This window comes from Telluria sp. PB2R4, assembly GCF_059685695.1.
In genome coordinates, this window is record NZ_JCASIC010000012.1 from 174,774 (window position 1) to 186,645 (window position 11,872).

The 11,872-nt window shown below is 68.1% G+C and carries 7 protein-coding genes; 4 read left to right on the forward strand and 3 right to left on the reverse strand.

Translation table 11 applies throughout. The features are described 5' to 3' along the window. Positions 1-56: 56 nt before the first annotated feature. Positions 57-1,064: a glycoside hydrolase family 43 protein gene (locus AC56LU_RS19125; RefSeq protein ID WP_497177195.1), complete on the forward strand. Its 1,008-nt coding sequence runs from the start codon at positions 57-59 to the stop codon at positions 1,062-1,064. Between the two features lie 295 nt (positions 1,065-1,359). Here the strand turns inward: AC56LU_RS19125 and AC56LU_RS19130 are convergent, their stop codons facing one another. Further along, positions 1,360-3,027 carry a sodium:solute symporter family transporter gene (locus tag AC56LU_RS19130; RefSeq protein ID WP_497177196.1) on the reverse strand — a complete coding sequence of 556 codons (1,668 nt, stop codon included), beginning with the start codon at positions 3,025-3,027 and terminating at the stop codon, positions 1,360-1,362. A gap of 288 nt (positions 3,028-3,315) precedes the next feature. On the opposite strand from AC56LU_RS19130, the gene AC56LU_RS19135 reads away from it, so the two are divergent. From AC56LU_RS19135 to AC56LU_RS19145, 3 genes are all read left to right on the forward strand, one after another. Next, positions 3,316-7,200, forward strand: coding sequence for a beta-galactosidase (locus AC56LU_RS19135; RefSeq protein ID WP_497177197.1), 3,885 nt, complete (start codon positions 3,316-3,318; stop codon positions 7,198-7,200). Positions 7,201-7,225: 25 nt separating this feature from the next. Further along, positions 7,226-9,685 (forward strand): glycoside hydrolase family 95 protein, encoded by a 2,460-nt coding sequence (locus AC56LU_RS19140; protein WP_497177198.1) that lies wholly within the window; start codon positions 7,226-7,228, stop codon positions 9,683-9,685. Between the two features lie 85 nt (positions 9,686-9,770). Next, a complete protein-coding gene (locus AC56LU_RS19145; protein WP_497177199.1) occupies positions 9,771-10,526 on the forward strand; it encodes a hypothetical protein in 756 nt (251 codons plus the stop codon). Positions 10,527-10,640: 114 nt separating this feature from the next. On the opposite strand, the gene AC56LU_RS19150 is transcribed toward AC56LU_RS19145, so the two are convergent. Continuing rightward, complete coding sequence (locus tag AC56LU_RS19150) at positions 10,641-11,072, reverse strand: hypothetical protein (RefSeq protein WP_497177200.1); 432 nt, start codon at positions 11,070-11,072, stop codon at positions 10,641-10,643. A 257-nt stretch (positions 11,073-11,329) separates the two neighbouring features. Then, positions 11,330-11,752, reverse strand: coding sequence for a hypothetical protein (locus tag AC56LU_RS19155; RefSeq protein WP_497177201.1), 423 nt, complete (start codon positions 11,750-11,752; stop codon positions 11,330-11,332). Positions 11,753-11,872: the final 120 nt, after the last annotated feature.

Consider the following 11,872-nt stretch of genomic DNA (forward strand, 5'->3'; position numbering starts at 1 on the left):
TGTTCCGACTTGCCAGTCATCTCACGATGACTGGCTTTTTTACTTAATGAGGCTCTATGATCCGGACTACCGTGCTTGCCGCCGCCATGGCGGCGCTGCTGGCCGCTCCCTCGATGTCCTTCGCCGCGGATGGCGGCTTCGCCAACCCGCTGGTGCGCCAGCGCGCCGATCCCCATGTCACCCTCCAGCCGGACGGCTGGTATTACTACACCGCCACCGTCCCCGAGTACGACCGCATCGAAGTGCGCCGCGCGCGCAGCCTGAACCAACTCGGCGCGGCCGAGGCCAAGGTGGTGTGGCGCAAGCACGCCAGCGGCGAGATGGGCGCGCATATCTGGGCGCCCGAGATGCATCGCATCGACGGCAAGTGGTATATCTATTTCACCGCCGGGCGGGCCGACAAGATCTGGGAGATCCGCCTGTACGTGCTTGAGAACGCGGCGGCCAATCCGCTGGAAGGACAGTGGATCGAGCGCGGCCAGCTCAAGACCGGCTGGGAAAGCTTCGCGCTCGACGCGACCACCTTCGAGCACCGCGGCCAGCGCTATCTATCCTGGACCCAGCGGGCGCCCGATGGCAGCAAGGCCACCAATATCTACCTGGCGAAGATGGACGGGCCGCTGGCGATCCGCCAGCCGGCGGTGCTGTTGACCCGACCGGAGCATGACTGGGAAAAGATCGGCCACCTGGTGAACGAGGCGCCGGCGGTGCTGGTGAAGAACGGCCGGGTCTTGATGACCTACTCGGCCAGCGCCACCGACGCCAACTACGCGCTCGGCCTGCTCAGCGCGCCGGAGGACGCCGACCTGCTGGACCCGCGCTCCTGGACCAAGTCGCCGCTGCCAGTCATGCGCAGCAGCGCCGCGACCGGCCAGTACGGGCCGGGCCACAACAGCTTCACCACCAGCCCGGACGGCAAGACCGACATCCTGGTCTACCACGCGCGTAATTACCGCGACATCGTGGGCGAGCCGCTGCGCGATCCTAACCGGCATACGCGGGCGCAGGTGATTCGCTGGCGGGCGGATGGGATGCCGGAGTTTGGCGAGCCGGTGGCGGATTAAGCTAGGGTGGGCGGCTGCACCCGATGGCGGGAGCCGCCTTCGCCGTGGACGCCGCCCACGCGTTCAATCAGCCGCTGAATCGCCGCGGCATCTGCTCGACCGTGATTTGAACGCGTGGGCGGCGCCTGCGATGCGGGTAAGCCATCTCCCGTGGTGGAGCCGCCCACCCTACGGCCAGCAGGTCAACAGCCTGACATTCCAGCCAGCGCAAGAACAGCAGCGCAGGCAGCATCACCGTGATTTGAACGCGCGGACGGCATAGCCGACTACGCGTCCCGGTCCACCCTGCGCATGACTACCACCAGGCCGCGTAGACGATCACCAGGATCAGGCAGACCACGGCCGAGCCGAAGGCGAAGCCCGGCTCCACCTTGAACAGGCTGCGGTCGACCTTGACGATGGTCGATGTCGGCTGGCGGCCCAGCAGGCTGATGATGGCCATGCCGATCACGATCAGCAGGAACACGATCAGGGTGCGATCCAGGAACGGAATCTCGTACACGCCGCTGCGGTTCGGCACCGCGAAGCCGATCGGCGCCAGGAAGGACAGGTTCACGAAGTCGGGCAGGAACTTCAGCACGATCGACAGTCCCACGCTGGCGATCGCCGCGAACATCGCGGCGGCGGCGTTGGCGCGGCGCCAGAAGAAGCCGAGCAGGAACATGGCCAGGATGCCCGGCGAGACGAAGCCGGTGTATTCCTGGATGTACTGGAAGCCGCCCTGCTTGTCGATGCCCATCAGCGGGGCGATCATCACGGCGATCGCCATCGCGGCCACCACGGCCACCCGGCCGACCCAGACCATGTGGCGCTCGCTGGCCTCCGGACGGAACTTGGGACGGTAGATGTCGAGCGTGAAGATGGTGGCGATGCTGTTTGCCTTGCCGGCCAGCGAGGCTACCACGGCCGCGGTCAGGGCGGCGAAGGCGACGCCCTTCAGGCCTTCCGGCAGCAGGGTGAGCAGGGTCGGGTAGGCGCGGTCGGGATTCAGTTGGCCGTCCGGACGCAGCGCGTCGCCCAGCACGCCGCCCTGGTCGAGCGCATAGGCGGCGATGCCCGGCAGGACCACGATCACCGGCATCAGGAGCTTCAGGAAGGCGGCGAACAGCAGGCCCTTGCGCGCCACCGGCAGGCTGGCGCCCAGGGCGCGCTGGGTGATGTACTGGTTGCAGCCCCAGTAGCTCAGGTTGACGATCCACATGCCGCCGATCAGGGTCGAGAGGCCCGGCAGGTCCATGTAGTTCGGGTTGTCGCGCGAGAGCACCATGTCGAAGTGGCCGCCGGCGCGGTGGAACAGCTCGCGCACGCCGACGATCGCGCCTTCATTACCGCTGAGGCGCGCCACCAGGTCGAGCGCGATCCAGGTGGTCACCAGGCCGCCGATCACCAGGCAGAACACCTGGATCACGTCGGTGTAGCCGATCACCTTCATGCCGCCCAGGGTGATGATGGTGGCGAACACCGCCAGGAACAGCATGCAGGGCAGCACCCCGATGCCGATCATGCTGTTGATCGCCAGCGCGCCCAGGTACAGGATCGCGGTCAGGTTGACCACGATGTACAGCGCCAGCCAGAACACGGCCATGACGGTGGCCACGCCTGGGCCATAGCGCTGCTGCAGGAACTGCGGCATGGTATAGATGCGGTTCTTCAGGTAGATCGGCATGAAGAACACGGCCACGATGATCAGGGTGGCGGCCGCCATCAGTTCGTAGACCGCGATGGCCATGCCGATCCGGTAGCCGGAGCCGCTCATGCCGATGAACTGCTCGGCCGAGATGTTGGAGGCGATCAGCGAGGCGCCGATCGCCCACCACGTGAGCGAGCCTTCGGCCAGGAAGTAATCGTGCGACTCCTTGCCCGAGCGGTTATGGCGCCGCCGGTAGATCCAGATGCCGTAGCCGGCGACAATCACGAAGTAGGTGAGGAAGACGACAGTGTCGAGGGTGGAGAACGAATTCATTGGGTTGCGGTGTCTCGTTTTGGGACCGTGCTTGTGCACTTTCCTTGTTATTGAGGACGCACCACGGTCGGCGGCGCGGTGCCAATCTTTGCATAGGCGGGCACGCGTGCGTGCGCCTGCGCGAAATACTCATCCGTATGAGCGAATTTACCATTGTGTCCGGCCATCCGCTCACGCAGCTGATTCTTTCGCCGCGCCGTTGATCGATGCGTGGCCCAGCACCTAGAATGTCCAGTGGCGTCATCGCCCGCGGGCGGGGCGCCGCCGCATATAAAAAAGGAGACAGCTTTGCCGATCACCTCCCCAGCCAGGCGTTCGCTCCTGGCCGCTGGCCTTGCCATGCCAGAACTGGCGTCCCGCCAGCTTCCCCAGTGCGCCGTCGCCCTGGCCGCCGCCATGCTCCTGAGCGGCGCCGCCGCCCAGGAGCTGGGCATCCCGCAAGGTTCCGGACTGCAGGCCGGCACCGCCAGCGCCCAGGCCGCAAGCAAGTCGGGGCAAACCGTCCTGATGCCTGCGCTGACCGCCGGCGCCGCCAATACGCTCAGCGTGCTGTCCTCGCAGGACGGCGCCAACTTCACCTCGCTGGCATCCGAAACCTGGACGCCGCCCACCGGCAAGCTGCTCGAACCCACCCTGGCCCGCCATGCCGACGGCCGCTACATCCTGGCCTACGCCAGCGGCGCGCCCGGGGGCATCGGGCTGGCGTCGTCGACCGACCTGCGGCGCTGGGACGCCATGCGCGAGCTGCGCCTCGGCGCCGGCGCCGGCGCACCACAGGCTCCCGGCTGGGTGCGCGGCGCCGACGGACAGCTCCACCTGGTCGTGAGCTTGCCGCTTGCAGGCGGGGGCCACGGCGCCCATGTCGTGACGCCGGACGACAAGCTGGCCAACTGGCCGGCGCCGGTGCCGATGCGCGGCCTGGACAGCGGTTATACCGACACGGTCGTTGTCGCGGACGGCGACGCGTATGTGGCGGTGGCGCGCGAGGCGCGCAGCGGGCGCCTGGTGCTGGCGCGTGCGGCCGCGATCACCGGTCCGTGGCGCATCGAGCCGCAAGCGGCGCTGGACAAGCTCGGCGCCGGCCAGAAGGCCGCCGGCCTGGTCCGCCTTGGGCAGACGCTGCGCCTCTATACGCGGAGCGAGCAGGCCGCGCGCGCCTGGTTCGCGGACAGCCAGGATGGCGGCCGTACCTGGGGCGAGCAGCGCCGCCTGAGCGGCACCGCCGCCATGGCGTCAAGCTTCGGCGTCATGGGCGAGGATTCGAAGGCGCTGGCGAAAATCACCGCGCCCAAGGGCCGTCCAAAAGCGGTCAGCTGGGACGAATATTCGCTCAAGATCGACGGCAAGCGCGTGGTGGTCTGGTCGGGCGAGATCCACCCCTTCCGCCTGCCGAATCCTTCCTTGTGGCGCGACGTGATCCAGAAGATGAAGGCGCTGGGCTTCAACGGCGTGGCCTTCTATTTCGACTGGGGCTACCATTCGCCGGCGCCGGGCGTGTACGACTTCTCGGGTATCCGCAACGTGGAGCGGGCGCTCGAGATGGCGAAAGAGGAGGGCATGTACGTGATCGCCCGCACCGGACCCTACGTCAACGCGGAGCTGACCGGCGGCGGCTATCCCGGCTGGATGTTCCGCAGCCGCGCCGAAGCCCGCACCGACGACCCGGTCTACCTGGCGGCGGTCGACGAGTGGATGACCCAGATTAACGCGATCATCGCGCGCCATCAGGTCACCGACGGCGGCGGCAACGTGATCGCCTACCAGCTCGAGAACGAACTGGGCAAGGTCGAACCCAAGCACGTGCGCCAGATGGAACACCTGGCACGCAAGGCGCGCGCCGACGGCATCCAGGTGCCGTTCTTCCACAATGCAGCCGGCCGCCTGCCGGACTGGGCGCCGAAAGGCTCGAGCGCGCCCTGGGCCAACCAGGGGCCGACCGACATCTATGCTTTTGACGGCTATCCCGGCGGCAGCTGCGACGTGTTCGCCAACCCGGCCGGCGCCAACAAGGCGCCGGACTGGGGCATCTACGCGACGGGCACCGGCAAGGTCGGCGCGCTGACCTCGCCGGGCACCCCTGGCTTCGCTGCGGAACTGGGCGGCGGCTGGTTCGACTACTGGGGCTCGAACGGCACCTACGACTGCACCGCCGAACGCCAGGGCAAGGGCTACCAGCGGGTCTTCTACGGCACCAACCTGATCAACCGCATCACGATCCACAACGTCTACATGACCTTCGGCGGTACGTCCTGGGGCTGGCTCGCCGGCCCGGTCGTGTACACCTCCTACGACTACGGCGCAGCGATCTCGGAAGACCGCGGCTTGCGCCCGAAAGCCCTGGCGCTCAAGCAGCAGGGCATGTTCGTGCAGGCGGCGGAACGCGTGCTGGCTGAAATGGACAAGGGGCCGGAACTGGCCCCCGCCACCGCCAACCTGAAGCTCTACCACAACGTCAACCGGCGCTTGGGGAGCCACGTGATCTTCGCCGCCCACAACCCGAGCGACGGCAAGGGCGAGGAATCGTTCAGCGTCAAGCTGGCCACGCGCGACGGCGACTACACCATCGCCTCGACCCTGCGCGGCCAGGATGCGCGCATGCTGCTGGCCGCCTACGACATGGAACGCCAGCGCCTGGTGTATTCGACCTCGGAACTGCAGACGCATTTGCGCAACGGCGAGCGTGACATCGCCGTGCTGCACGGCCGTGACGGTATCGCGGGCGAAACCGTGCTGCGCTACAGCGCTGCACCGACCGTGGAGGTGCTGGCGGGTAAGGTCACTTCGCGCTGGGATGCCGCCAGGGGCGACCTGGTGCTGAACTACGTGCACGACGGCCTGGCGCGGGTGCGCATCTCGGGCGGCGGCCGCGCGCCGATGCTGCTCCTGCTGGCCGATGAACAGACCAGCCAGCGCTTCTGGACCCAGGAGACCGGCGCCGGCCGCGCGTTGCAGCTGACGCCTGCGCTGGTGCGCTCGGCCAGCCTGGCCGGCAGCAAGCTGGTGATGAGCGGCGACGCCAGCGAGGACAGCCCCATCGAGATCTGGGGCCCGGCCTTCGAGGCCGCCAGCTTCAACGGCCAGCAGCTGGCCTTGACCCGCCAGCCGGACGGCGGCATGCGCGCCGGTACGCTCAAAGGACCGGAGGCGGTCAAGCTGCCGGACCTGGGCCGCCTCGCCTGGACCCGCCGCATGGACAGCCTGGAGGCCGCGCCACGCTTCGACGACAGCACCTGGGTGCAGGCCGACCGCCGTGCCTCGGCGGCCCAGACCTGGACCATGCCGGAACGCGGCCAGCCGACCCTGGCGATGAGCGACTATGGTTTCCACCACGGCGACGTGTGGTACCGCGGGCGCTTCACGGCGACGGACAGCAAGACCAACCAGCTGGAGCTGTTCTACGGCGCCGGCGGCGCGGGCCTGATCCAGGTCTGGATCGACGGCCGCTTCGTCGGCCAGCACGAGCTGGACACCGGGCGCTCGTTCCCGGAGACCACCGACAGCATCAAGCTGAACCTCGGCGACGTGCGTCCGGGCGAGCACGTGATCTCGGTCATGGTGCGCAACAACTCGCACAACTGGAACCTGATGGCGGACGACTACCACCGCGAGGCGCGCGGCCTGATCTCGGCCTCGCTCACCAAGCGCGGCGGCCAGCGCTTCGCGGTGCCGATCGCCTGGCGCATCCAGGGCCGGCAGGGCGGGGAAGAGCTGGTCGACCGCCTGCGCGGGCCGATGAACAACGGCGGCCTGTCCGGCGAGCGCCAGGGATGGCACCTGCCTGCGGCAGCGGGCCAGGGTTGGCAGGCGGCGCGTACCACCGATGCTCCGCCGGCGCCAGGCACCTACTGGCTGCGCACCAACTTCAAGCTCGACCTGCCGCGCGGGCACGACGTGCAGCTCGGCCTGGCCTTCGGCGACACCAGCAAACCGCGTTCGGAGCGCGAGAACCGTGCGCTGATCTTCGTGAACGGCTGGAACATGGGACAGTTCATCGCCCACGTCGGTCCGCAGCGCACCTTCGTGATCCCGCCGGGCATCCTCAACCCGAACGGCGAGAACACGGTGGCGCTGGCGGTGACGAGCGACGGCCGCGCCGAGAACGCGCTGGAGCCGGTCAAGCTCATCGAACTGCGTTCGGCGCGCGGCGGCGTGGACCTCGAAGTGATGCAATAGAGTGATGCAATAAGGAGAACGGACGATGCTGCTGCTTCGCACCATGCTGGCGGCGCTTGCCGCGACCCTGAGCGTGTCCGCCGGCGCCCAGCCGGGCGCTGCCTTGAGCATGCACTACGACAAGCCCGCCGCGGTGTGGACCGAAGCCCTGCCGGTCGGGAACGGACGGCTGGGCGCGATGGTCTTCGGCCGTCCGGGCGATGAACTGATCCAGCTGAACGAAGCCACGCTCTGGAGCGGCGGTCCGGTGGCTACCGGCATCAACCCGGGCGCCTACGCGGCCCTGGGCAAGGTGCGGGAAGCTTTGGGCCGGGAAGATTACGCCCAGGCCTACGCGCTGTCGCGCCAGATGCAGGGCCGCTACACGGAAAGCTTCCTGCCGCTGGGCGACCTGATGCTCCGCCAGGACTTCAAGGGCGGCGAAGTGTCCGGCTACCGGCGCGCGCTCGACATCCGCGACGGCATCCAGACCACCAGCTTCACGGTGAACGGCGTGCACTACCGACGCGAGGTGTTCGCCTCCAGCCCGCACCAGCTCATCGTGGTCCGCATCGAGGCCGACCAGCCGGGCCGGATCGACCTCGACCTGCAGGCCGCGAGCCAGCTGCGCTCCACCAGTACGGCGGCGCGGGGCATGCTGCTCCTCGACGGCAAAGCCCCGGCGCACGTGGACCCGAATTACGTGCGCCACAACGCGGAGCCGATCGTGCAGGACGACCCGGCCGGATGCCGCGGCATGCGTTTCGCGCTGCAGGTCAAGCCCGTGGTGCGCGACGGCGTGGTGACGGAGCAGGGCGGGCAAATCAGCATCCGCGATGCCTCAGAAGTGACCCTGCTGCTGTCGGCGGCGACCAGCTTCAACGGCTTCGACAAATGCCCCGCCAGCGGCGGCAAGGATGCGCAGGCGCTGGCGCGCAGCCACCTGGAGCGCGCCGCAGGGCTGGATGCCGCGGCCCTGCGCGCGGCGCACGTGGCGGACTTCCGCCGCCTGTTCGACCGCATGTCGCTCACCATCAACCCGGGCGCGGAGGACCGCAGCGCGCTACCGATGGAGCGCCGGCTGCGCGACTACACCGCGGGCCAGGCCGACCCGGCGCTGGAAGCGCTGTACGTGCAGTTCGGGCGCTACCTCCTGATCTCGTCGTCGCGCACACGCGGCGCGCCGGCCAACCTGCAGGGCATCTGGAACAAGGAAGTGAGACCGCCCTGGAGCAGCAACTACACCACCAACATCAACCTCCAGATGAACTACTGGCCGGTGGAGAGCGCGAACCTGGGCGAACTGTTTGCGCCGCTGGATGACCTGATCCGCAACCTGGCAGTGACCGGCAAGGAGACCGCCGCGTCCTACTACCGCACGCCCGGCTGGGCGGTGCACCATAACTCGGACATCTGGGCCACCTCCAATCCGGTCGGAGACCTCGGCAAGGGCGACCCCAAATGGGCTAACTGGGCCATGGGGAGCCCGTGGCTGGCGCGCCACCTGTGGGAGCACTACCAGTTCACCGGCGACCGCCGCTACCTCGAAAGCGCCTATCCGGTCATGAAGGATGCGGCGCGCTTCCTGCTCGCCTGGCTGCAGCCGGATGCCAGGGGCCGGCTCGTCACGGCACCCTCGACCTCGCCCGAGAACGACTTCTTCTACGGCGACAAGCAGAAGGGCAACGTGACCGTTGCCTCGACCATGGACCTGGGGATCGCGCACGACCTGTTCGAGAACGTGGCCGCCGCCAGCGAAGTGCTGGGCGTCGATGCCGCGTTCCGCCGGCAATTGAAGGCGGCGCGCGCCCGGCTGCTTCCGTTCCAGGTCGGGGCCAGGGGCCAACTGCAGGAGTGGCACAAGGATTTCGACGAGGTCGAGCCGCAGCACCGGCACGTGTCGCACCTGTACGCGCTGCACCCGGCGCGGGTGATCTCGCCATTGGGAACGCCGGAACTGGCCGCCGCCGCACGCCGCACCCTCGAGCTGCGCGGCGACGACGGCACCGGCTGGAGCCTGGCCTGGAAGGTGAATTTCTGGGCGCGCCTGTACGACGGCAACCACGCCTACACGCTGTTCCGCAACCTGCTGCGCCTCACCAAGCCGGGCGACAAGCACGGCGGCGCCTACGCCAACCTGTTCGACGCCCACCCGCCGTTCCAGATCGACGGCAACTTTGCCGGCACGGCGGGCGTCATCGAGATGCTGCTGCAAAGCCAGAACGGCGAACTGCACCTGCTGCCGGCGCTGCCGGATGCCTGGAATTCGGGCAAGGTGAGCGGCCTGGTCGCGCGCGGCAATATGGTGGTCGATATCGGCTGGGATGCCGGGCGCCTCCGCAGCGCCCGGGTGACTGCGCGCACGGGCGGGCGCTGCGCGATCCGCAGCCCGGTGCCGGTGGTGGTCGAAGGGCTGGGCGTGCGCAGCCGGCCGGGGAAGATCGGCCATACCTTGAGCTTCACGGCGAAGAAGGGCCGCACCTACGTACTGCGCCCGGTATCGTAATTACATTTTGTTTCTAATTTGCATCAGCCGGCAGGCGCGGTTTGCTATGCTGTATTGACTTATCAATTCAATACGGTTCCCGACCATGCGCCTGTTGATCCTGCTTTGCGCCTTCCTCTCCACGCTTGCCCACGCGGACACCCGCGCCGTCTACGAACAGGATGCCGATCCCGGCACGTTGGTGTTCGAGATTGCCGACAACGGCGACTTCCGCGCCGGGGCGCCTGGCGGCAGGCAGTACCGGCTGGTGCTCGCCGGCGAGGCCTACCAGGTTGCGGAGCTGGATGGCAAGCCGGTGGTGGCGCGCCTGGCGGACATCGAAGCGGCGCTGGGCGCGAACGCGAGCGGCGCCGGGCGCGGCATCCTGCGCTCCCTGACCGCCCTGGCGGCGGCCACGCCGCAGCGGATCGTGCGCACCGGCGAGATCGAGATCAATGGCTGGCGCGGCGAGGTCTACAACATCCGTGGTGCGGAATGGGAATTCGATCGCGACGGCGCCTATCGCGACCCGGAAGGCGCGCCCTATTATGTTCTCAGCCGCGACCCGGCGTTGCGCCAGGTCGGGCCGGCGATGACGGCATTTACCATCGGCGAACTGGCCTTCGGGCGCCACCTGCTGGCCGATAATGCGGCCCGCATGCTGTTTGACACCGTGCAGCAGCTGGATCGGCGTGGCACGCTGGTCGAGAGCAGCGAGAACGGGCTGCAGCTGGTGCGGGCCGAGCAGGTGCGGGTGGATCCGGCGCGGCTCGTATTGCCGAATCCGCCTTTGTCGCGAGAGGCACTCGCAGCCCTCGTGCGGGAGGGGCGTAGTCCGTTTCGGTCGATCGTCGCGCCCTAGCCTGGGCAGGACTTAACGATCGGAGGCGAAATCTTGCTGCGATCCAGGACGACCGCCGGCGCGTCCGACGCTGCCGGCACCGCCCATCTTGTACGCGGCGCTGATGCGCCGTGCTCAGCGCTGGGCCAGCCTCGACTCCAGCACCACGCGCTGCCCCAGGCGCAGGTCGGGCACGTAGCTCATCCGCATGTCGTCGCCATCGCGGCCCTGGTTGAAGTCCATGGTGACGTTGCCGTCTGCCGAGACAAACTTGTAGGGCCCGACGGCGGCCAGGCGGATCGGCCTTTGCTTGTCGATGGTGGCGTCGATGTGGCGATCCGAGGTGAGCACCTTCAAATGCCAGCCGTTCGACATCTTGTAGGCGCCGGCGATGCGCTCGGCTTCCTCGGTGTGGATCTGGACGCTCCTGGCGGCTGCGCTCACCTCAACGGAAGCGATCCGCGCGGTGGCCGCAGGCGGGTAGGGCATGTTCTGCGCGGCCGTGCCGGCGGCAACGAGCAGCAGTGCGGCGATGAGGGACGTGCGAAGCAGGGGATGGGGACGCATGATGATTCCTTCACGAAGCGGGATTTGCCTTCGGAGCGGGCGTCGCGCCATGGTGGCGCGGTGTCGGGCCGTCGGGATGCCACGGTGCGAGCAAAATGTGCACCGCGGTTCATCCAGTCTAGGCCGGCCCCGGCCGCCTGCAAGGGCGGACTCGTGCGCATGACGAAACAGTCTCATTCCGCGAAAAGACAGACCGGGCCGGCATGATTCGGAACGGACGGCCGGCCGCGCGATTGTGAATCATGACGTCCCCGCATTCAACGCTGGGCCACCCGCGATGAAATCACGATCCGCTCGGCCAGGCGCCGGTCGGGCCGGTAACTCATCTCCATTTCGTTGCCGTCTTCGCCGCGGTTGAACAGCATGGTCACGTTGCCGTCGCCGGAAACGAAGGTGTACGGGGCCACCGCATTCAGGCGCAAGGACGGCTGGTCGTCGATGATGGTGTCGATGAAACGCGGCCCGGGGTGGACCCGCAGGTACCAGCCGTTCGACATATCGTAGCCGCCCGAAATCTTGCGCGCTTCAACCGTCTTGATGCGCTGGGCAGTGGGGGCCGCCGTCACGCGCACCGACGTGATCGGCGCGGAGTCCGGCGGGGGATAGGCCATGGCCTGGGCGCCCGCGTGGGCGGCGGGCAGGAGCAGGGAGGCGGACAGCAGGAGAACATGGGCACGCATGATGCTTCCTTCACGAAGGGAGTGGGAACCTTCGGAACAGGCGTCGCGCGCAAGGCGCGGTGTCGACCGTCGGGATGCCGCGGTAAGGGAGAACACCGCGGTGGCTTCAGTCTAGGGCGG